Here is a 20574-nt window from a genome sequence, read left to right on the forward strand (position 1 = left end):
TCACGCGGTGGCGGCGGGCATCCGCCGGGCCGGGCGCGTGCCGCCGCCGGGCCGGGCGTCGGCCATCCGGGCGTCGGCCATCTGGGCGTCGCTCGCGGCGGCGCGCGGTCGGTCCGGCGCCGCTACCGGCATGCGTCTGGTGACGCGTGTCCGGCCCCGGCACGGTGCCGCGTGGGCACCACGCCTGCGGTGACGCGCGCCCGGATCCGGCACGATGCCGCGTCGGCACCGCGCCGGATCACCGCCGCATCACCGTCGGCTCACAGCAGGGGCGGCGCCGGGCGGGCGCCCGCCGACTGGGCGGCCCGCTGCAGGGCGCTGGCGAGCAGGGCCAGGTCGGTCGGGCCGTTGCCCAGCTCGCGCACCGGCCGGCGGGTCGGCGGATCGCCCATGCGCTGCCAGTCCAGTGGGACCACGGTCGGGCGGAGCGTCGCCGTACGGGGGATGCGGCCGGTGACCCGGCCCGCCTGGAACGGGGTCGCGGCCTCGTCGTCGGGACGGCGCAGCCGGCCCCGGCCGGGAGCCGGTCCGCCGTCGCCCTGGGCACCCGCCTCCGCCGGGGCGATCTCCAACGCCGCGCGCAGCGCCGCCCGTTCGGCGGCCTCCGTGCTGTCGGTGCGGTCCGGGCGGCCGGAGGCAGCGATCAGGTGGAGGCCGAGCCGCTCGCCGTCCCGGGCGACGGCCTCCAGGGCCCGGACCACCGAACCGGCGGCCGGCCGGCCGGTGCTGCCGAGGGCCGGCGCGACCAGGGCGTCGTAGTCGTCGACCAGGACGACGAGCCGCGGCAGCGCGGTCTCCGCCGTCCGGGCGGCGCTGTCGCCGCCCCGCGCGGGGCGCAGCCGGAGGGTGCCGGTGGGGGGCGAGTCGAGGTCGCCGGACGACGGGTCGGCGGACCGCCGGGGGGGTACCACCTGGGGCTGTGGCGGGGCGTGCCGCTCGTGCCAGGCGGCGAAGTCGAGCGTGCCCAGCAGCTCGGCGCGGCGTTTCAGCTCCGAGCCGAGGGCCTGCGCGAACTCCCGCATCCGGACCGGGTCGGACGCGGCCAGGTAGGTGGAGACGTGCGGCAGGTCCGTGCACACGCGCAGGCCCTCGCCGCGTTCGGCCGCCGCGCCGTCCACGAGGACGAGCGAGAGCCGGTCGGGGCGGTCGGCGGCGGCGAGCGAGGCGGCCAGCGAGCGCAGCAGCTCCGTCTTGCCGCTGCCCGGCCCGCCCTCGACCAGCAGGTGCGGACCGTCGGCCGCCAGGTCGACGGCGAGCGGACCGTGCGGGCCCGCGCCGAGGACGGTGACGGCCCGGCCGCCGGGGCGGCTGCCGGGGTCGGTGGCCTCGGCCCAGCGGGCGGTCAGCGAGGCGGGGGTGGCGCGGGCCAGGCCGAGCTCGTCCAGCAGCCGCGCGGTCCTGGGCAGGGCGGCGACGCGCGCCGAACGGCCCGTCGGGTCGGCGTCGGTGACGCGCAGCGGCGCGAGGGCCCGGGCGAACCGCTCCGCCCAGGCGCCGGACACGGCGTCCACGGCGGCCACGACCGAGCCGCCGGGCGGCGGGGCGGAGACGGACCGGTCGCCCGGCCGCGCCGTCCGCTCGATGACCTGGACCACCGTGGCCACGTCGCCGCCGAGCAGCGCCACCGCGCCGCAGTGCGGGAACGCGGGGGAGCCGGCGGCGGCGGTCTCCAGCGCGGCCGGGACCGGGGAGCTGGCCGTCGTCGCCGGCGCCTCGGCGAGGCAGACCAGATGGATGCCCGCGGCGGCGCCGCGCGCGGCCAGCCGGGCGACGGTCTCCCGGAGCGCGGACGTGCCCGGGTCGCCGTCCACGATCACCACCGTGTACGGCCCGGGGTGGCGATCGGCCGCCGCCGCGACGTCCTCCGGGGGCGCGGTCGGCCAGCCGGGGCCGAGCGGGCCGTCGTCCAGCCGGCGCACCAGCTCGGCGACGCGCGCCGCGGCCTGCTCCCGGTCGTAGGCGACCAGCAGCCGGCAGTCCTGGCCGTGGGCCGGGCGGAGGTGCGGGAGCCAGCCCAGCCAGGACCACTCCGCCTGCCGCCGGTCCGCGGGGCGGGCCGGGTCGGCGGCGATCAGGACGAACTCCAGGACCGACGGCGAATGCAGGGCCGCCAGGTGGGCGAGGGCGGACCGGGCCAGCCCGGCCAGCCGCCCCCGGGGCCCGGCCAGACCGAGCGAACCGGCCTGCCGCAGGGCGACGGTGACGGGGACGGCGGGCAGCAGGGTGCGGCCGGTGGCGGTGTCCGGGGCGGGGGCGTAACGGTCGGCGGTGCCCAGGCGGACGGTCAGCAGGTCCGCGTGGTCCGGGCCGCGCTCCCACAGGCGCGGGCCCGGGCCGAGCGCCGTGAGCAGCACGGCGGCCGGGTCAGGCCAGCGCTCGCGCAGGCTCGCGGCGTCCGCGGCGGCACCGCGGGCGTCCGCGCGTCCGGGGCCCGGTTCGGCGGCCACCCCGGTGATCGGGGGTTGGGCGGCGTCGATGCCGGTGTCGGCGGTCTGCGGCTGACGGTCGCCGCGACCGCCGGTGAGCCGGCGCGCCCAGGCCGCTATGCCGCGGCCGCGGGGTCGCTTTCCGGGCGCGGGTGAGGGGGCGGCGTCGGGACCCGGCGGGGGTGAGGGGGCGGTGGGACTTCCGTCCGCGTAAAGGGTTTGGGGGCCGGGGGCGGGAGCGTCTCCGGCGGCCTCGGGTTCGGCGGGGATCCGGGCGGTGACCCGAGGCGTTCGCGCCGCGAGCGCGTCGGTCCGGTGCTGCCCGCCGTGCCCGTCCGTGGCGGGGTGGGCGGTACCGGAGGCGTCGGAGGCCGGGGAACGGAGGTGCGCGGCCCCCCGGTGGTCCGTCGTCGGCGCGGCCGGGGCGTGCGCCGGGTCCGCTTCCCGGGCGGTGCCCGGCGTCCGGCCGGCTTCGGATGCCGACGCTGCGTGCGGCCGGAGGTGGCCGGTGGCCCAGGAGGGGCGGCCCGCCTCCGACGGCGCGTCCGGCCCGGTTTCGGGAGCGGTGTCCCGGTGCTCTGCACGGGGCTGTTGGGGGACGTGAGGCGTCGTGCGGCCGGAGTGGCCGGGCAGATTGGTGGTGCGCGGGTCATCGGCCGTTGAGGTCGCGGCGAAGTGGGCGGTTCCGGTGCCCGTCGTGCCCGTGCCTGTCGTGCCTGTGCCCGGGCCCGCGCCGTGCCGGACGCCGTTCGCGGGCGTGGCGGTCTCCGTCGTTCCGGCGTCCGTACGACCGGCCGCCGACAGCCCGGCGCCCGACGCGTGCCCCCTGCTTCCGGCGCCCGGCGCCCCGGCGCCGCTCGCGGCCCTGGCCTGCCCGGGAACGCCCGCGCCCGAGGCGGTGCGCCGGCTGTCGGCCGCCGTCAGGTCACCGTGGTGTGCGACGGCGCGCCGAGCGGCGTCGAGGGCTTCCGCGCCCTCCGACCGGGGAACGCCGCCGGATGTGCCGGCCTCCGCCCGGAACCCGCGCGCGTGCGTGCCGCGTTCGGAGTCGGCGGTCGTGGGAACGCGGGATGCCCCGGAACCCGCGCCGGTCACGCGGGCGCCACGACCGTCGGACACCGCCGGGGACGCTCCGGCGTTCCCCGGCTGCCCGTTCGCCGGGCCGGTGGAACGGGCGTCCTGAACGCCTCGCGCCCCGGCCGCGCGGCCGGACGCGTCGCCGGCTCGCACCGAACCGGTGCGACGGAACGCGTCGTCGGGACCGTCCGGTTCGTCGAGGGCCCCTTGGCCGGGGGTGCCTTGAACGCGAGAGCCCGGTCCGGACGCGCCCGCCTGGGGGCCGTCGGGATTGGTGGCTCCTCGCCGCAGCGCGGGGACGCCGGGACCGGCCGGGGCCGGGCCGCCCGTGCGTGAAGTCAGGCTTCCGGCACGGCCGTCGGGGGGCGTGGCGCCTCCGTCGGCGACGTGCCCGGCCCGGGCGGACCGCTGCTCACCGAAACCGGAACCGGGACGGGAACGGAAGTCGGCCCCGGCCCCCTGGTCCCGTCCGCCGTCCGCCCGGGCCGCAGCCTGAGGGGACGTGCCCGCGTCCCCGGCCCGGGTGCCGTCGAGGCCGCGCGCCCTGTCCGGTGCGGACGGTCCGTGCCCGCGCCCGGCCGCGTCCGATGCCTGGCCGCCGGCGTCCGTACGGCCCGACGCGCCGTGGGCGAAGCCGTTCGTCGAGGGCGCGTGCGGCGCCGATCCGCCGGCGCGCCCCGTGGAGGCCCCGGTACCGGGGTTCGTGGTTCCGCCGCCGCCGGCGGGCGTGAGCCCATGGTCCTGGATACGGGTGTCCGCGGTCGGTGCCTCGTACGGTCGCGCCGATCCGCCGGCCGCCACTCCGCGGCCGTGCGTGCCGTGGGCCTCGCCGTGCGGAGGGCCGGCCGGGCTCGGCGCCCGACCGTCCCCGCCTCCGGCCGTCAGGTCGCGCCCGGCCTCGGCCGCCGCTTCCCCATGGGCTCCGGCCCGGGACCCGGCGTCCGGGCGGGCGGTGAGGGGGCGCGCGCCGGAACCGGCGGACACCACCGCCGGGCCTTGGGGGGAGGCGTGGGTGCCCGTGGTGGACGGGGCGCGGTGCTGCGCGCTTCCCGCTGCCGCCGAGGCGTCGCCGTCGCTTCTCCGGAGCGTGTGGTCCGTGTCCCGGGAGGCGCTCGCCGGCCGGTGGGCGGGCACCCGTCCGGCCCAGGACGCCCCGGTTTCCGGTCCGCGGCCGGCCGCGTCCTCGGCTTGGGACGGACGCGCATCCGCCGCGCGGACGTCCGCGGCCGTCCCCTCCCCGCCGGGCGGCGGGGCGGCGTGCGCGGGCAGCCCCTGCGTGCGCGGGGCCGCGGCCCCGGAGCGCGGCCCGGCAGCCTGCCCCGGACGGGGCGCGTCCGGGGCGGGATCGGCCGTCCGCACGGCGGACGCGACGTCGGCCGCCACGGGGGAGTGGCCGGTCTCGTGGCGCTGACCGCCGTGCGCGGGGTCCGCGGCGGGTCGCCCGCCGTGCGCGGCCGACGCGGACCCCGCGCCGCCGTGCGGCGGTTCGTGCGTCCCGGCCGTCCTGTCAGTCGCGGCAGCCCCGGCGGAGCGCGCGGTGCGGCCCGGCGCCTCCGTGCGCCCCTGCGCGCCCCCGCGCAGGTCCGTCCCCGATGTGGCGGACCGCCCGCCGGACAGGGCCGGCGTGCTCGACCCGGCCGAACCGGAACCCCCGGCGTCGCGCGGCAACGCGTGCTGTGCCGCGGCGGCGGCCGTACCGCCCGCGCCGCCCGCCGCGCGTCCGTCCCGTGGCCCGGGGACGTCCGTCCGGGTGACGGCCGTCGGACGGTGTGCCCGGGGCGTCACCCGAAGGTGTCCCTCGCCGTCGGGTGATGTGGGGAGGAGGAGGGGGGAGCCGGGCCCTTCCGCCGTCGTGCCGGGCGCGGGGGCGGGACCGGCGGAACGGCCGTCCGTGCCGTCGGGACCGTGCAGGACCAGGGTCGATTCACCCGCGCGGAGCAGTGCCCCGGGGCGGAACGGCACGGGGCGTTCGTCGACCGGGGTCGCGTCCAGGGTGGTGCCGTTGGTCGAGCCGAGGTCGTGGAGGGTCACGCGGCCGTCGTCGCCCAGGGTGACCGCGCAGTGCAGCCGGGACACGTCCGGGTCGTCCACCGGGATGTCGGCCGCCGAGGAGCGGCCGATGCGGACCTCGCCGCCGTGCAGCAGGTGCACTCCGCCCGCGTCCGGCCCGGAGACGACGTGGAGCCGGGCGGTGGTCTCCGCCGACAGGGCGAGGGGCGTGGTGGGGTGCCGCTCGGGGTCGGCGGGGGCGCCGAGGGAGAGCACCGCGCCGTCGATCAGCGGGGGCTCGCCCAGCGCACAGCGCTGGGCGTCCAGCCGCTCGGTGCCCGCGTAGACGGCGACGGCCCCGGTACCGAGGTCGGAACCGGCCGCGGCCAGGACGGCGGCCAGGCCGCTCGTCACACCGGCGAGGGCGGTGCCCGCCGGGGCGGTCACCAGAACGTCGCAGGCGTGCGCGGCGTGGCCGCCGAGCGACGGCCCGAGGACGGTCAGCCGGATCTGCATCGGCGTCCACAGTCCCTTCCTGCCCCTGACGCGCCCGACAGGGGCAGGACGCTCCCCCACCGGCCGCACGGGCGCTTCGGCACGTACAGGTCACCACGGAGCGCGGGGCCTCGGCTCCGCCCCCACCGCACCGTGCTGCGAGCATCCTCGCACCTGCCACTGACAGCGCGCCCGGCGCAGGCCGATTCGTGATCTTGAAAATCGGTCGGCTCGTACGGTGTGGTGGAGAAAACGTCCGATCACGACCGAGGAGTGATTGGATCCGGGGGGACTTTCTTCCCTTCTTCTTCGCTTTCCTTCGCCTGGTGACAGCCTGCCCACGCCTGCCGGCGCCCCCGCCGGAACTCCCGCCCCCGCTCGTGGCAACCAACCGTCCCGGAGGCGCGTCTTTCCCCCATGCCCCACCGATTCGCCAGGACGGCGCCGCGTGGGGCCGCACTACAGTGGGCCGGAGGGCCGGTCCCCGGGAGACCGGGAGCCGGAAGGCCGGACACCGAACCGAAGGCAACCGGTGGGAACCGGGAAGAACCGGAACGAAGAGGCGGCCCGGCATCCGGTCCGCGGCATGACCGCGGGCCGGCCACCAGGCCGGAGTACACGACCAGGGAGCGCATGACGTGCGGCCGGTAGGCAGCAAATACCTGCTCGAAGAGCCGCTCGGACGCGGGGCGACGGGCACCGTCTGGCGGGCGAGCCAGCGGGAGGCGGCGGGTGCCGAGGCGGCCGTGGCCGGGCAGCCCGGCGAGACCGTCGCCATCAAGGTCCTCAAGGAGGAGCTGGCCAACGACGCGGACGTCGTCATGCGCTTCCTGCGCGAGCGCTCCGTGCTGCTGCGGCTCACCCACCCGAACATCGTCCGCACCCGCGACCTCGTCGTCGAGGGCGATCTGCTGGCCCTGGTGATGGACCTGGTCGACGGCCCGGACCTGCACCGCTACCTGCGGGAGAACGGCCCGTTCACCCCGGTGGCCGCGGCCCTGCTGACCGCCCAGATCGCCGACGCCCTGGCGGCCAGCCACGCCGACGGCATCGTCCACCGCGACCTCAAGCCGGCCAACGTCCTCCTGAAGAACGAGGACGGCCGGATGCACCCGATGCTCACGGACTTCGGCATCGCGCGCCTCGCGGACTCGCCCGGCCTGACCCGCACCCACGAGTTCGTCGGCACCCCGGCGTACGTCGCGCCGGAGTCCGCCGAGGGCCGCCCGCAGACCTCCGCCGTCGACATCTACGGCGCCGGCATCCTGCTGTACGAGCTGGTCACCGGCCGTCCGCCGTTCGCCGGGGCGACCGCCCTGGAGGTGCTGCACCAGCACCTGAGCGCGGAGCCGCGCCGCCCCACCACCGTTCCCGAGCCCCTGTGGACGGTCATCGAACGCTGTCTGAGCAAGCGCCCGGAGGGGCGGCCGAGCGCCGAGAACCTGGCCCGCGCCCTGCGCGTGGTGGCCGCCGGCATCGGCGTGCACGCCAGCCCCGCCCAGGCCGAGGCGGCGCTCGGCGTCGCGGCCCTGCTCGCCCCGGACCCGCAGCCGGCCCAGGTGCCCGGCACGGGCCTGGCGGGTCAGCAGGGCGGCCCCGGCGGCGGCTTCGGCGACGCGGACCCCACCCAGGTGCTGCCCCCGACCGTCAACCCCTCGGCCGGCCAGGGTCCGGGCGCCTACGACCCCAACGCGGCGACCAGTGTGCTGCCCAGCACCCCGCCGGGCCCCGACGCCGGCCCGACCCAGATCCTGCCCACCGGCTCCGCGCCGGGCCCCGACGGCACCCGGATCATGCCCACCGGCCCCGGCGGGTACGGCGGCGCGGACCCGACGCGCGCCATGCCGCCCGTCGGCCCGGACCAGCAGCAGGCCGACGGCCCGCACCCCTGGCAGACGCAGCTGCGCGCGGCCCGCGACCGCAACGACCAGACGCAGGTCCAGTACCTGGACCCCAGCGAGGACCCGCTGCGCCGGCGCCCCACGCGCCGGCCGGCCCCGCAGCAGCAGCCGTACCAGCAGCCCCAGCAGTCGCAGTACCCGCAGCAGGGCTACCCGGACCAGCAGGGTTACGCGAACCCGCCGTACCCCGGCCCCCAGCACCAGCCGTACCCCCAGCAGGCGCAGCAGTACCCGCCGCAGCAGCCGCAGCAGCGTCAGGCCGCGCCTCAGCGGCCCGCTCCCCAGCGGCCCGAGCGCCGCCGCCCCGAGCCGCGCCGGCAGCAGCCCGCGCCCGCGCCGGAGCCGCAGCGGTACGCGCCGCCCGCGCCGGAGCCCGCGCCCCGGCGCGAGCCCCGTCCGCCCCGGCAGCGCAGCGCGAATCCCATGCGCATCCCTGGCCTCGGGTGCCTCAAGGGCTGCCTTTTTGTGATCGTCATCCTGGTCATCGGCTCCTGGGCGGTATGGGAGTTCACCCCGCTGAAGGACTGGGTCGCCGACGGCAGGAGCTTCTGGGACGCCGCCTGGGACTGGGTCACCAAGGCCAAGGACTGGGTGTCCGAGCTGGGGTCGAAGGCGTAGTCCCGGACGGACGGTCCCGGGGGAGCGGCCACGACGTGTGGACGGCGGATCCGGCCGGGGTGGCGAAACGATGCGCCCCGGCCTCGAAAGCGCGACCGGCCGACGGGAACGCGACCGGCGGACGGCCGGGGTCAGGAGCGGGCCGCCACCCGTAGGGTGGCTAGTGCCGCGAAAATCACGGGAAACGCAGTCCGGCACCGGCCGGTGCCCCTAGCATCCCCTCGGCCGCGTAGGTTGTCGGTGACGCGCCTGTCGGATGTCGGAGGAGTCGGGGAACAGTCTTGGCACGGAAGATCGGCAGCCGGTACACCGCCCACCAGGTCCTCGGCCGGGGCAGCGCCGGAACGGTGTGGCTGGGCGAGGGGCCCGAGGGCCCGGTCGCGATCAAGCTCCTGCGTGAGGACCTCGCGTCCGACCAGGAGCTCGTCGGCCGGTTCGTCCAGGAGCGCGCCGCCCTCCTCGGTCTCGACCACCCGCGCGTGGTCGGCGTCCGCGACCTGGTCGTGGACGGCGCCGACCTCGCCCTGGTGATGGACCTGGTCCGGGGCACGGACCTGCGCACCCGGCTCGACCACGAGCGCCGGCTGGCCCCCGAGGCGGCCGTCGCCATCGTCGCGGACGTCGCCGACGCCCTGGCCGCCGCGCACAAGGCCGGGGTCGTCCACCGCGACGTCAAACCGGAGAACGTCCTCCTCGACATGCAGGGCCCGCTCGGGCCCGGCGGCGCCCACCCGGCGCTGCTGACCGACTTCGGCATCGCCCGCCTCGTGGACGCCCCGCGCCCGGCCCGGGACCGGCAGCTGGGCTCGGGCGCGGGCGGCCGGGCGGCCGCGCAGCGGAGCGTCATCGGCACCCCCGACTACCTAGCCCCCGAGATCATCGAGGGGCTGCCGCCGCGCGCCTCCGTCGACGTGTACGCGCTGGCGACCGTCCTCTACGAGCTGCTCGCCGGGTTCACGCCGTTCGGCGGCGGGCATCCCGGGGCCGTCCTGCGGCGGCACGTCACCGAGACGGTGGCGCCGCTGCCGGGCATCCCCGACGAGCTGTGGCAGCTGATCGTCCAGTGCCTGGCCAAGGCGCCCGCCTCCCGGCTGCGCGCCTCCGAGCTGGCCTCCCGGCTGCGGGAGCTGCTCCCCGGCCTGGCCGGACTGCCGCCGCTCGACATCGACGAGCCGGGCGCCGAAGAAGAGGGGGCGCACGCGGAGTACGCCGGGTACGGCGAGGCCGGTGAGGTGTCCGCCGACGGCGCCGGGGCGCCCGGCACGGCGTACGCCGTGCCGGGCGCGCCCGCCGGGACGGCGCCCGCGCCGCAGCGCCGGGGTGCGGTGCCCCTCGTGCCCACCCCCGCCTTCGACTCCACCCGCGACACGCATACGAGCATGCGCGTACCGGGTCCCGAGGAGCTCGCGGGCGGCGCGCACGGCACGGCCCGCGCTCCCCGGGCCGCCGGTGAGCCCCGGGCCGGTTCCGCCCGGCACCGCACCCCCGCCGAGGCCCGGCGCCGCCGCCGGATCAAGCTGGGCGCCGCGGCGGCGGCCCTGGCCGCCGCGGCAGGCGTGGGCGGCTGGCTGGCCACCGCCGACCACGACTCCGGCGACGCCAAGCCGGGCGTGCACCGCACGGACACGCCCCAGGGCGAGCTCCCGTAGCGGACCCCGCCCGCCCCGGAAAGGGGCGCGCGGCCGCCCGGGGGCCGCCGGGACCGTCCCGCGCGCCCCTGGATCCCGGCCGGACACCCCGGTCCCGCACGGCGTCCCCCACCGCCCCGCGCACCGGTTAGGCTGGTCGCGTGGCAGTCGTTGACGTATCCGAAGAGCTCAAGTCCCTCTCCTCCACCATGGGGTCGATCGAGGCCGTTCTGGACCTCGACAAGATGAGGGCCGACATCGCCGTGCTCGAGGAGCAGGCGGCAGCCCCGTCGCTGTGGGACGACCCGGAGGCGGCGCAGAAGATCACCAGCCAGCTGTCGCACCTCCAGGCCGAGCTGCGCAAGGCCGAGACGCTGCGCGGCCGCATCGACGACCTCGCGGTGCTCTTCGAGCTCGCCGAGGCCGAGGACGACGCCGACGCCCTCGCCGAGGCGGAGACCGAGCTCGTCTCCGTGCGCAAGGCGCTCGACGAGATGGAGGTCCGCACCCTCCTCTCCGGCGAGTACGACGCCCGTGAGGCGCTGGTCAACATCCGGGCCGAGGCCGGCGGCGTGGACGCCTCCGACTTCGCCGAGCGCCTCCAGCGGATGTACCTGCGCTGGGCCGAGCGCCACGGCTACAAGACCGAGATCTACGAGACCTCGTACGCCGAAGAGGCCGGCATCAAGTCGACCACCTTCGCCGTTCAGGTCCCCTACGCCTACGGCACCCTCTCCGTCGAGCAGGGCACCCACCGCCTGGTGCGCATCTCGCCCTTCGACAACCAGGGCCGCCGCCAGACCTCGTTCGCGGGCGTCGAGGTGCTGCCGGTCGTCGAGACGACCGACCACGTCGAGATCGACGAGTCCGACCTCCGCGTCGACGTCTACCGCTCCTCCGGCCCCGGCGGCCAGGGCGTCAACACCACCGACTCCGCGGTGCGCCTGACGCACATCCCGACCGGCATCGTCGTCTCCTGCCAGAACGAGCGCTCGCAGATCCAGAACAAGGCGACCGCGATGAACGTCCTCCAGGCCAAGCTGCTGGAGCGGCGCCGCCAGGAGGAGCAGGCCAAGATGGACGCCCTCAAGGGCGACAGCGGCGGCTCCTGGGGCAACCAGATGCGGTCGTACGTCCTGCACCCCTACCAGATGGTGAAGGACCTGCGCACCGAGTTCGAGGTGGGCAACCCGCAGGCCGTGCTCGACGGTGACATCGACGGCTTCCTGGAGGCCGGCATCCGCTGGCGTAAGCAGCAGGAAAAGTAAGACGAAACCTGAAACACATACGGCGCAAACGCTGAAGGATCCGGACATACCGCCCGGATCCCGCTTGACGCTGCCCTGGAATCTCGGAAGGCTGGCGAGCGGCATGCGTATCACTGGGGTGCGTGTGGCGGGGGGCGTGGGACCCGGCCGTACGGCCGGAGTCGTCGCGCACGGTTCCCCGGAGCCGCCGCCCCGTGGATAGCTGCTCCATCGACGAGACCAGCTACTGGGGGTAGCAGGCATATGACCAACAAGACGCGGTTGCGCGTGGCGCGTATCACCGCGGGCGCGGTGATCGCCGCGGGTGCTTCGCTGACGGCCGCGGGTGTGGCCTCGGCCGCCGGCGTGGACGTTCCGCTGGACGGCCTGAAGAAGGGCAAGTCCGTTTCGGTGCCCGACGGTCCGGGCGACGGCCAGACCCCGCCGCCGGGCGGTACGGAGACGACGCAGCCTCCGACGAGCATCCCGCAGCCCACCACGGAGCCGCCGACCGGGAACCCCGATCCGACGGGAGCCCCCGACCCGACGCAGGACCCGACGAAGGGCCCTGAGCCGACGCAAGACCCGACGAAGGGTCCCGAGCCGACGCAGGACCCGACGAAGGGCCCTGAGCCGACGCAGGATCCGACGAAGGGTCCCGAGCCGACGCAGGATCCGACGAAGGGCCCTGAGCCGACAGGCGGCCCGAAACCCACATCGGACCCGACGTCCGAGCCCACGACCGGTCCCACGAGTGAGCCGACCCCCGGCTCCACCGGCTCGCCCTCCACCGGCAGTGTCCCCGGCGCCACCGACAAGGCCTGCCCGGTGGACACCAGCAGCGGCAACTGCAACACCGGTGCGGACGGCGCGGCCGTCAAGCCGGTTCAGCAGGCCAAGCCCAAGGAGGAGCTGGCGCAGACCGGTGCCGGGCAGACCGAGTTCCTGGTCGCCGGTGCCGCGACGATGATCGCGGGCGGGATCGGCTTCCGGCTGCTGCCCCGGGTGATCAACCGCAACACCGTCGCCTGACCGTCACCCGCCCGACCGCCGCGCGGAAACGTTCCGGCGCGGCCCGGTGCGAGGGCGCCGACGCGACGAGGCCCGGGGTGCCGTACCGCACCCCGGGCCTCGTCGCCTGTCATGATCGTGATGTCCGTACCGAGAGGAACCCCCGACCGGATCGTGACCCTCGGTTACGCCGCGAAACTGCGCGCGACGACCGCCACCGCCACCAGCGCCACCAGCAGTGCCACGAGCGCGGCCGGGGTCAGGCCCGCGAAGAGGCCCTCCTGCTGCTGCAGCCGCTCCCGGCTCGCCCGGCAGACCGGGCACCGTCCCTCGCTGACCGGGGACGCGCAGTTGGCGCACACCAGTCGGTCGCATGTCATGCGAATTCCTCCTCCGGTACGTCCAACGCGAGAGAGAGCCGTGCGGTTCCCCCTACCACTGTGCCAGCTTTCCCGCCCTTCGGCGCGACCGGTGTCCGGGAGCCGCCCCGAACGGTACCTCCGCACGCCGCGCTGACGCCCGTGCGGGCCGATTGTCCCGTTTTCTTCAGCCCTCCCGGGTCCGGCCGGCGGTCACGGGCGTCCCGACACAGGACGCCGACTGCGCGTACACGGGTCGTTCGCGTATGGTCACGCTCACCGACGGGCGCCACGGCCGTGGCGTTCCGTGCCGCTCTCCAGGTCGCACGTGGTGCACTCGTGATTCGATTCGACAACGTCTCCAAGTCCTACCCGAAGCAGAGCCGCCCGGCGCTCCGGGATGTCTCGCTCGAGATCGAGAAGGGCGAGTTCGTCTTCCTGGTCGGTTCCTCGGGTTCCGGCAAGTCCACCTTCCTCAGGCTTCTGCTGCGCGAGGAGCGGGCCAGCCACGGCCGGGTGCACGTCCTGGGCAAGGACCTCGCCCGGCTCTCCAACTGGAAAGTGCCGCACATGCGCCGCCAGTTGGGCACGGTGTTCCAGGACTTCCGGCTGCTGCCCAACAAGACGGTCGCCCAGAACGTGGCCTTCGCCCTGGAGGTCATCGGCAAGCCGCGCGGTGAGATCCGCAAGGCCGTCCCGCAGGTGCTGGAGCTGGTCGGGCTCGGCGGCAAGGAGGGCCGGATGCCCGGCGAGCTCTCCGGCGGCGAGCAGCAGCGGGTGGCCATCGCCCGGGCGTTCGTCAACCGGCCGATGCTGCTGATCGCCGACGAGCCGACGGGCAACCTCGACCCGCAGACCTCGGTCGGCATCATGAAGCTGCTCGACCGGATCAACCGGACCGGCACCACCGTCATCATGGCCACCCACGACCAGCAGATCGTGGACCAGATGCGCAAGCGGGTCATCGAGCTCGACCAGGGCCGTCTCGTGCGCGACCAGTCGCGCGGCGTCTACGGCTACCAGCACTGAAAGGCAGTGAAAGGACGCCATGCGCGCCCAGTTCGTTCTGTCGGAGATCGGCGTCGGTCTCCGCCGCAATCTCACGATGACCTTCGCGGTGATCGTGTCGGTCGCCCTCTCGCTCGCCCTGTTCGGCGGTTCGCTGCTGATGAACGAACAGGTCAACTCGATGAAGGGCTACTGGTACGACAAGGCCAACGTCTCGATCTATCTCTGCAACAAGACCGACAAGGCGAACTTCCCGTCCTGCGCCAAGGGCGCGGTCACGGATGAGCAGAAGAAGCAGATCAAGGCCGATCTGGAGAAGATGCCGATCGTCCAGAACATCCAGTTCGAGACGACGGACGAGGCGTACAAGCACTACAAGGAGCAGTTCGGCAACCAGCCGCTGGCCACCGTGGTGACCGCCGACCAGATGCAGGAGTCCTTCCGCGTCAAGCTCAAGGACCCGACCAAGTACGAGGTCATCTCCAGCGCCTTCCAGAAGCGCCCGGGCGTGCAGACGGTCGAGGACCAGAAGGACACCCTCAAGAGCCTGTTCAACCTCCTGAGGTACATGAACTGGGGTGCGCTGGGCGTCATGTTCCTGATGCTCGTCGTCGCGCTGCTGCTGATCGTCAACACGGTCCGGGTCTCCGCGTTCAGCCGCCGCCGGGAGACCGGGATCATGCGGCTCGTCGGGGCGTCCAGCTTCTACATCCAGGTGCCGTTCATCGCGGAGGCGGCCGTCGCCGGGCTGCTGGGCGGCGGGCTCGCCTGCGTGCTGCTCGTCTCCGGCCAGCAGTTCCTGGTGAACGACCTGCTCGCCACCCACATCGACGTCATCCAGTTCATCGGCTGGGGCGCGGTGCTGACCAAGCTGCCGCTCATCCTGGCGACCGGCCTGCTGATGCCGGCGCTGGCCGCGTTCGCGGCGCTGTGGAAGTACCTGAAGGTCTGAGCGGCCCCGGTGCGCCGGGCGTCCGACGGTCCGGGAGGCGGTCAACTCCCCGTACGGCGCCCGGCGGTGTCCTAGACTCTCGCGCATGTCCGGCCCGACGATGTTCGTACCGCACCGCCGTCACCGGCGCGGCGCGGTCCTGACGCTGGTCTTCGCCGGGGCGCTGGCGACCGGGGCGGCCACCGGCTCCTGGGGCGCGGACGCCCGCGGCGGGCCGCTGCCCGCGGCGGCCCGCGCCCCGCGCCCGTCCGCCCCGGCAGCGCACGCGAAGAGCGCCCGGCCGCCCGTCCGCGCCCCCGCGAACACCGGGCGCTCCGCGGACCGCTGGGGCGGGGTCTACAGCGCCACCGAGTACGAGGGCTTCCAGCGCGCCCTGCGCGGCGAGTACGTCGGCGTCGGGCTCTCCGTGCGCCGGGCCGCCGACGGGCGGATGGAGGTCGACGGCGTCGAGCGCGGCGGCCCCGCCGCCCGGGCCGGGATCGCCCCGGGGGACCGGCTGCGGTCGGTGGACGGCACGGAGGTGACCGGGCGGCCGGTCACCGAGGTCGTCGCCCGGCTGCGCGGCGGCCCGTCGGGCAGCGGTACGCCCGTCACCCTCGGCCTGGCGCGGGACGGCGGCCGGGAGTGGGAGAGCACCCTGCGCCGCGCGCGGCTGCGCACCCGCAGCGTCGTCGCCGAACGCTTCCGGGACGGGCCCGCCGCCGGCACCCGGATCAAGGTGGAGTCGTTCACCCACGGCACCGGGAAGCAGGTACGGGCCGCGGTCCGGGGCGCGGGGCCGCGCGAGGGCGTCCTGCTCGACCTGCGCGGCAACTCGGGCGGGCTGGTCACCGAGGCCGTCACCAGCGCCTCCGCCTTCCTCGACGGCGGGCTCGTCGCCACGTACGACGTGCACGGCCGGCAGCGGGCCCTGGAGGCGCGTCCGGGCGGCGACACGAGACGCCCGCTCGTCGTCCTCGTCGACGGGGGCACCATGAGCGCCGGCGAGCTGCTGGCCGGCGCCCTCCAGGACCGGGGGCGGGCCGTCGTCGTCGGCTCCCGGACGTTCGGCAAGGGCTCGGTCCAGATGCCCCGGCCGCTTCCCGACGGCTCGGTCGCCGAGCAGACCGTCGGCCACTGGCGCACCCCCTCGGGACAGGCCGTCGACGGCCGCGGGATCACCCCGGACCTGGTCGTCCACGGGGACGCGGAGCCCCGGGCCCGCGCGGTATTGGGTGGCCTCGGCCCGGGGGCCTAGTGCGAGAATGACCGCACTATGGGAAAGCAGCAGAAGCAGCCCAAGGAACCCGGGCGCAAGCTCGTCGCGCAGAACAAGAAGGCGCGGCACGACTACCACATCATCACCACGTACGAGTGCGGCATGGTGCTGACCGGCACCGAGGTCAAGTCGCTGCGGCAGGGCCGGTCCTCGCTGGTGGACGGCTTCGTGCAGATCGACGGCGGCGAGGCGTGGCTGCACAACGTGCACATCCCCGAGTACGCCCAGGGGACGTGGACGAACCACAGCGCGCGCCGCAAGCGCAAGCTGCTGCTGCACCGCGCGGAGATCGACAAGCTGTCCTCGAAGGCCGACGAGACCGGTCACACGATCGTGCCCCTGGCGCTGTACTTCACGTCGGGCCGGGCCAAGGTCGAGATCGCGCTGGCCAAGGGCAAGAAGGAGTACGACAAGCGGCAGACGCTGCGGGAGAAGACGGACCGCCGCGAGGCAGACCGCGCCATTTCCGCCGCCCGTCGGCGTCAGCGCGCGCAGGCGGCCCGGTAGTCCCCTGGGGGGACCTCCGGGAATGCGCTGGCACCGCTCGGCGTTGGTCACGTACGATGGGCAGCGCACGCCCCACCGTGGGTTGCACGTTGAAAAAACAACATGGGGATGATCGGTTTCGACAGCGGATGTCGAAGCAGGGGAAGCGAGCCGAGGAAGCGGCAATGATCTCGTAAACCATATGTCGCAACCAATAATCGCCAACACCAAGCGCGATTCCTTCGCCCTCGCTGCCTAAGTAGCGACTTGCGAAGTGTCAGCCCGGGGATGTTCCCGACCCGGATCCTGGCATCAGCTAGGGGACTAAACCACTAGGTCCGGTCACGGGGCCTGGTGGGAAACCAAACAGTGACTGAGCCCGTCGGAGACTTGTCCGCGTGATCTCCGGGGCCGAGAAAATCGCAGCGGACTGCGCTCGGAGAAGCCCTGATTCCGCACCGTTGGACGCGGGTTCGATTCCCGCCATCTCCACAGATCACCCATGTGAGGCAAAGGCCCCACCGCCCCGGCGGTGGGGCCTTTGCCGTACCCCGGCCCGGGCCGTGCCCGATGCCCGATGTCGTACCCGAGTGGTTCCATGGCAGGAAGCAGCGCAACCGGAGGGCCCCGGCGGCCCTCTTCCAGAGACAGAGGGGGGTGGCGCCATGAAGAGGATCGTCCGAGCGGCCGCCACGGTCGCGGCCGGTGCGGGGGCGGTGCTGCTGGTGGGGGCCGCCGGGGCGGCGGCCGCCGACGGGCCCGGCCGCGGGACCGTCCACGTGCTCGTCAACGGGGCGTTCGAGAACCGGCCGGGGGAGCTGGTCGACATCGACGTGCAGGGCGTCCGGGCGGGCGCCGCCGTGACCGCCCACTCGCCGGCCTTCCGCGGGCCGGTGCGCCTCGCGCCCTACGGCGGACGGGCGCCGGACACCGGGCAGGGGCACCACGCGCGGCCCGCCGTCGCCCCGTCCGCCCGCCCCGGCGCGTACCCGCTGACCGTCCGGGTCGGCGGCCGGACGGTGGCCGAGGACCTGGTGCGGGTGCGGGCGCCGAAGCCGCCGCTGTTCCAGGTGGCGGGCGGGGGCGGGGCACTGCGGCCGGGGGAGCGGGTCGGCCTCTGGTACGACGATCTGTACCCGGGGGAGCGCGGCACCTCCTTCACGGTCCGCTCGCCGGTCTTCCCGGCGCCCGTGCGGCTGGTCCACGACCCCAGGGGCACCCACTGGAACAACCCGCGGATGTTCGGCGCCTCGGTGACGCTGCCGCTCGGCGCCAAGGACGGCACGTACAAGGTGACGCTCGCCGGCCCGGGCGGCCGGGCGCTGCGCGAGGCGCGGCTCGTGGTGCGCGCCGCCCGCCCCGGCGACGGCGACTACCTGGGCCGTGCGCGCGGGCCCGCCTTCTTCACCGTCCCCGGCACGCCGGAACGGGCCCGTACGGACGGGCAGCGGGTGGGCGCCGGCGGGACGGTCAACGTCCTGTGGCGCGACGCGTCGCCCGACCCCGGCGAGGACGGCCGGCTGACGGCGACGTCCCCGGCCTTCGAGACGCCGGTCCCGCTCCGGCGCGACGACAGCAAGGCGGGCGACGGCGACGATCCGCGCTACTTCGGGCCGGCACGCATCCGCCGGGCGCTGGGCCCGGGCGCGTACCCGGTGACGGTGGTGAGCCATCACGGGCGGGTGCGGAAGACGGGGCGGCTGCTGGTCACCGGCACCGGCATCGGTACGGGCACCGGCACTGGTACCGGTACCGGTACCGGGAGCAGCGGCGCCGAGCGGCCGGGTGACGACATACGGCCCGCCGTGAGCGCGGCCGACGGCCGGGGCGGACGGGCCGCGGAAGCGGGCGGAAGCGGCGGGTCCGGCGTTCCGGTGGCCGCGCTGGCGGGGGCCGGCGGAGGGGTGGCCGGCGCGGCGGTGCTGGGTGCCGTGCTGGTCCGGCGGCGCCGGGCGCGGACGATCGATTAACGGCGAGCGATTAACGGGGGTCGGTGGGGGCGGGCTTCTTTCCGCCGGCCCGCGCCGTGCGGAGCCGGCGGAGCAGGGGCGTCCGGCCGCGGGGCGGCGCGGCGTCGGAGTGGCGGGGAGGGGCGGCGAGGAAGAGGAGGTGGGCGGTCATGTGATCAGCCTCGCGCCGGACGCCGGGCGTGGTCCAACACCTGATCGATGGCCATTCACGCACTCTTGTTGTTGACTGCGCCGCATGCCGCACGACATCGAGCCGCGCCTGCTGCGAGCCTTCGCCGCCGTCGCCGACGAACTGCACTTCACCCGGGCCGCCGCCCGGCTCCACCTCGCGCAGCAGGCGCTCAGCCGGGACGTCCGCCGGCTCGAACATCGGCTGGGCGCACAGCTGTTCAGCCGCACGACGCGGGCGGTGACGCTGACGGCGGAGGGCGCGCGGCTGCTGCCGTACGCCCGGCGCGTGCTCGCCGCGCAGGACGAACTGGCGGCGGCCTGGGCGCGCGAGGAGCGCCCGCTGCTGGTGGACGTCGTCTCCCCGGTGAGCACCGCCCACCGGATCGTCGTCCGGGCCCGCGCCGCCGCGCCCCGGGTGGAGCTGGTCGCCCGCCACCACAGCGGCCTCACCGGCGCCGCCGCCGCGATCCTGGCGGGACGGCTGGACGTCGCCTTCGGCCGGGTGGCGGGGCTGCCGGTGGAGGTCAGGACGGCGCTGGAGCACCGGCCCGTACGGTACGAGCGGATGGCCGTCCTGCTGCCCGACGGCCACCGGCTGGCGGCCCGCGCGACCGTACCCCTGGAGGCGCTGCGCGGCGAGACCCTGTACGCCGCCGCCGGCAACCCGGCCACCGCCGAGTGGACCGACCTGGCCCGCCGCCTCTTCGAGGGCCGCGGCATCGCGATGGCCGAGCCCTTCCCCGAACTGGAGGGGGACGAGGAGTTCGTGCGTGTCGTGCGCAAGCGGGGGTGGTCGGTGCTGGCGGGCACCGAGTTCCTGAAGGTGCCCGGGATGGTCCTGCGCCCCCTCACCGACCCGGTACCCCTTTCCCCGGTCTCGATGGTCTGGCGCAAGGGCCTCCGCCACCCCGGACTCGACGCCCTCCTCACCGCCGCCTCGGGCTTCCCGGAGGAACGCTGGCTGGAACGCCCGCCCGGGGCATGGCTCCCGGCGGAGGACGCGGCGCTGATGGGCGGGTGCGCGGGGGCGGCGGACGGCGTTGCCGCCGTTTGAAGGGGAGGCGGCGGACGACGGCGGGGTGACGGCGCCCCCCGGACGGTCTGGGGCCGCCACCGGCCGGCCCGTCGCCTGCCGCGGGCGGCCGTGGCCGTGGCGGTAGGCGGTGCCCGCCGCCCCCGCGCGCGTCGCGAGAGGCGACCGCCTCGGGCGTCGTGCCGGAGCCGGGCAGCGCCCTACCGCGTCGGCCGCGGCGCCCTACCGTGTCGGCCGCGGCGCCTTACCGCGTCGGCCGCGGCCGACGGGGCGTGGACGGGGACGCGGTGGGCCACCGGCGCCCGGCCGCGTACGGCGCCGGGTGCCCGTATGCGGCGCCCGGCCGCGTCAGCGTCACCCGGCGCGGACGACGGCCCCGGCCGGGCTCGCGTCCCCCCGGCGGGTGGCGCCGACGCCCGGCGCGTGCTCCGGCGGATGATCGGCGGCGGTTGCCGCCCGGCGGTGCGGCGGCCGACAATTGCCCCGGTGATCCGGTCCGGAGCCGAACCGTCCGGCCGGAGCCGCCGGACCGAAGCGTGCTCCACTCGTGCCACGGAGGCCGACATGGCGGGATTCCTCGACCGGGCGAAGGAACAGGCCCAGCAGGCGTTGCAGCAAGGCAAGCAGAAGGTCGACGAGGTGCAGGCCCAACGGGCGGGCGCCGAGCTGCTGAAGAAGCTCGGCGCCGCCTACTACGCCGAGCAGCGCGGCAAGGGCAGCGGCCAGGCGACCCAGGACGCCCTCAACGCCCTGGAGGCCCATATCGCCGTCCACGGCGACGGGTTCCTGCGCGGCTGACGCCGGGGCGGAGGCCCATCCGCGCGGAGGCCGCCACGGTGGCGTGTCCGCCGGTCGTGGGGGTTCCGGCCGGGCGTCCGGCCGGGCACCCTGTGGGGTGGCGCATCTCTCCGCGCGGCGCAGCTCCGCACAGGGCTCCCCAGGGAA

General features: G+C 75.9%; 15 protein-coding genes, 1 other RNA gene and 1 pseudogene. 12 read left to right on the top strand and 5 right to left on the bottom strand.

Annotation, left to right across the window (positions count from 1 at the left end):
- The 3 genes and pseudogenes from ACH4PU_RS26410 to ACH4PU_RS26420 form a co-directional block, all read right to left on the bottom strand.
- Complete coding sequence (locus tag ACH4PU_RS26410; RefSeq protein ID WP_398276897.1) at positions 1-132, bottom strand: hypothetical protein; 132 nt, start codon at positions 130-132, stop codon at positions 1-3.
- A 128-nt stretch (positions 133-260) separates the two neighbouring features.
- On the bottom strand, positions 261-3545 hold the full coding sequence (locus tag ACH4PU_RS26415; protein WP_398277240.1) for an FtsK/SpoIIIE domain-containing protein: 3285 nt from the start codon (positions 3543-3545) through the stop codon (positions 261-263).
- Positions 3546-5423: 1878 nt separating this feature from the next.
- A pseudogene (locus ACH4PU_RS26420) lies at positions 5424-6008 on the bottom strand (FHA domain-containing protein); the annotation flags it as partial.
- 617 nt (positions 6009-6625) lie between these two features.
- Here ACH4PU_RS26420 and ACH4PU_RS26425 point away from each other — a divergent pair.
- The 4 genes from ACH4PU_RS26425 (at position 6626) to ACH4PU_RS26440 (ending at position 12413) form a co-directional block, all read left to right on the top strand.
- The gene (locus ACH4PU_RS26425; protein ID WP_398276900.1) at positions 6626-8506 is read left to right on the top strand and encodes a serine/threonine-protein kinase; all 1881 of its coding nucleotides are present in this window, start codon (positions 6626-6628) and stop codon (positions 8504-8506) included.
- A gap of 281 nt (positions 8507-8787) precedes the next feature.
- The gene (locus ACH4PU_RS26430; RefSeq protein WP_398276903.1) at positions 8788-10155 is read left to right on the top strand and encodes a protein kinase; all 1368 of its coding nucleotides are present in this window, start codon (positions 8788-8790) and stop codon (positions 10153-10155) included.
- Positions 10156-10295: 140 nt separating this feature from the next.
- Positions 10296-11402 carry a peptide chain release factor 2 gene (prfB, locus tag ACH4PU_RS26435; protein ID WP_398276906.1) on the top strand — a complete coding sequence of 369 codons (1107 nt, stop codon included), beginning with the start codon at positions 10296-10298 and terminating at the stop codon, positions 11400-11402.
- Between the two features lie 243 nt (positions 11403-11645).
- Entirely contained in the window at positions 11646-12413 is a 768-nt protein-coding gene (locus ACH4PU_RS26440; RefSeq protein ID WP_398276909.1) for a hypothetical protein, read from the top strand.
- Between the two features lie 164 nt (positions 12414-12577).
- Here the strand turns inward: ACH4PU_RS26440 and ACH4PU_RS26445 are convergent, their stop codons facing one another.
- The gene (locus ACH4PU_RS26445) at positions 12578-12772 is read right to left on the bottom strand and encodes a hypothetical protein (protein WP_185944177.1); all 195 of its coding nucleotides are present in this window, start codon (positions 12770-12772) and stop codon (positions 12578-12580) included.
- A gap of 318 nt (positions 12773-13090) precedes the next feature.
- Between ACH4PU_RS26445 and ftsE the strand changes: the two genes are divergently transcribed.
- The 6 genes from ftsE to ACH4PU_RS26475 all read left to right on the top strand — a co-directional run bounded on the left by ftsE (position 13091) and on the right by ACH4PU_RS26475 (position 18425).
- Positions 13091-13780, top strand: a complete 690-nt coding sequence (gene ftsE / locus ACH4PU_RS26450) for a cell division ATP-binding protein FtsE (RefSeq protein WP_004951920.1) — start codon at positions 13091-13093, stop codon at positions 13778-13780.
- A 19-nt stretch (positions 13781-13799) separates the two neighbouring features.
- A complete protein-coding gene (gene ftsX, locus ACH4PU_RS26455; protein ID WP_398276914.1) occupies positions 13800-14711 on the top strand; it encodes a permease-like cell division protein FtsX in 912 nt (303 codons plus the stop codon).
- An 85-nt stretch (positions 14712-14796) separates the two neighbouring features.
- Entirely contained in the window at positions 14797-15948 is a 1152-nt protein-coding gene (locus ACH4PU_RS26460; RefSeq protein ID WP_398276917.1) for a S41 family peptidase, read from the top strand.
- Positions 15949-15966: 18 nt separating this feature from the next.
- On the top strand, positions 15967-16476 hold the full coding sequence (gene smpB / locus ACH4PU_RS26465; protein WP_398276920.1) for an SsrA-binding protein SmpB: 510 nt from the start codon (positions 15967-15969) through the stop codon (positions 16474-16476).
- Between the two features lie 104 nt (positions 16477-16580).
- Positions 16581-16950, top strand: a transfer-messenger RNA (tmRNA) gene (gene ssrA, locus ACH4PU_RS26470).
- 170 nt (positions 16951-17120) lie between these two features.
- Positions 17121-18425 carry a hypothetical protein gene (locus ACH4PU_RS26475; RefSeq protein ID WP_398276924.1) on the top strand — a complete coding sequence of 435 codons (1305 nt, stop codon included), beginning with the start codon at positions 17121-17123 and terminating at the stop codon, positions 18423-18425.
- 10 nt (positions 18426-18435) lie between these two features.
- On the opposite strand, the gene ACH4PU_RS26480 is transcribed toward ACH4PU_RS26475, so the two are convergent.
- A complete protein-coding gene (locus ACH4PU_RS26480) occupies positions 18436-18576 on the bottom strand; it encodes a hypothetical protein (RefSeq protein WP_398276927.1) in 141 nt (46 codons plus the stop codon).
- 84 nt (positions 18577-18660) lie between these two features.
- Here ACH4PU_RS26480 and ACH4PU_RS26485 point away from each other — a divergent pair, with 84 nt between their 5' ends.
- Together ACH4PU_RS26485 and ACH4PU_RS26490 are read left to right on the top strand one after the other, a co-directional pair.
- The gene (locus ACH4PU_RS26485) at positions 18661-19650 is read left to right on the top strand and encodes a LysR family transcriptional regulator (protein ID WP_398276930.1); all 990 of its coding nucleotides are present in this window, start codon (positions 18661-18663) and stop codon (positions 19648-19650) included.
- Positions 19651-20193: 543 nt separating this feature from the next.
- Positions 20194-20427: a hypothetical protein gene (locus ACH4PU_RS26490; protein WP_398276933.1), complete on the top strand. Its 234-nt coding sequence runs from the start codon at positions 20194-20196 to the stop codon at positions 20425-20427.
- The last annotated feature ends 147 nt before the right edge of the window (positions 20428-20574 follow it).

This window comes from Streptomyces sp. NPDC021100 (assembly GCF_044333095.1).
Classification (GTDB): Bacteria; Actinomycetota; Actinomycetes; order Streptomycetales; family Streptomycetaceae; genus Streptomyces.

What these genes read in the sequence shown, in the direction of transcription:
- ACH4PU_RS26440 (WP_398276909.1), top strand. Translation starts at nt 11,646, where the DNA reads ATGACCAACAAGACGCGGTTGCGCGTGGCGCGTATCACCGCGGGCGCG.
- ACH4PU_RS26475 (WP_398276924.1), top strand. Translation starts at nt 17,121, where the DNA reads ATGAAGAGGATCGTCCGAGCGGCCGCCACGGTCGCGGCCGGTGCGGGG.
- smpB (WP_398276920.1), top strand. Translation starts at nt 15,967, where the DNA reads ATGGGAAAGCAGCAGAAGCAGCCCAAGGAACCCGGGCGCAAGCTCGTC.
- ACH4PU_RS26480 (WP_398276927.1), bottom strand. Translation starts at nt 18,576, where the DNA reads ATGACCGCCCACCTCCTCTTCCTCGCCGCCCCTCCCCGCCACTCCGAC.
- ACH4PU_RS26445 (WP_185944177.1), bottom strand. Translation starts at nt 12,772, where the DNA reads ATGACATGCGACCGACTGGTGTGCGCCAACTGCGCGTCCCCGGTCAGC.
- ACH4PU_RS26460 (WP_398276917.1), top strand. Translation starts at nt 14,797, where the DNA reads ATGTCCGGCCCGACGATGTTCGTACCGCACCGCCGTCACCGGCGCGGC.
- ACH4PU_RS26485 (WP_398276930.1), top strand. Translation starts at nt 18,661, where the DNA reads ATGCCGCACGACATCGAGCCGCGCCTGCTGCGAGCCTTCGCCGCCGTC.
- ftsX (WP_398276914.1), top strand. Translation starts at nt 13,800, where the DNA reads ATGCGCGCCCAGTTCGTTCTGTCGGAGATCGGCGTCGGTCTCCGCCGC.
- ACH4PU_RS26490 (WP_398276933.1), top strand. Translation starts at nt 20,194, where the DNA reads ATGGCGGGATTCCTCGACCGGGCGAAGGAACAGGCCCAGCAGGCGTTG.
- ACH4PU_RS26410 (WP_398276897.1), bottom strand. Translation starts at nt 132, where the DNA reads ATGCCGGTAGCGGCGCCGGACCGACCGCGCGCCGCCGCGAGCGACGCC.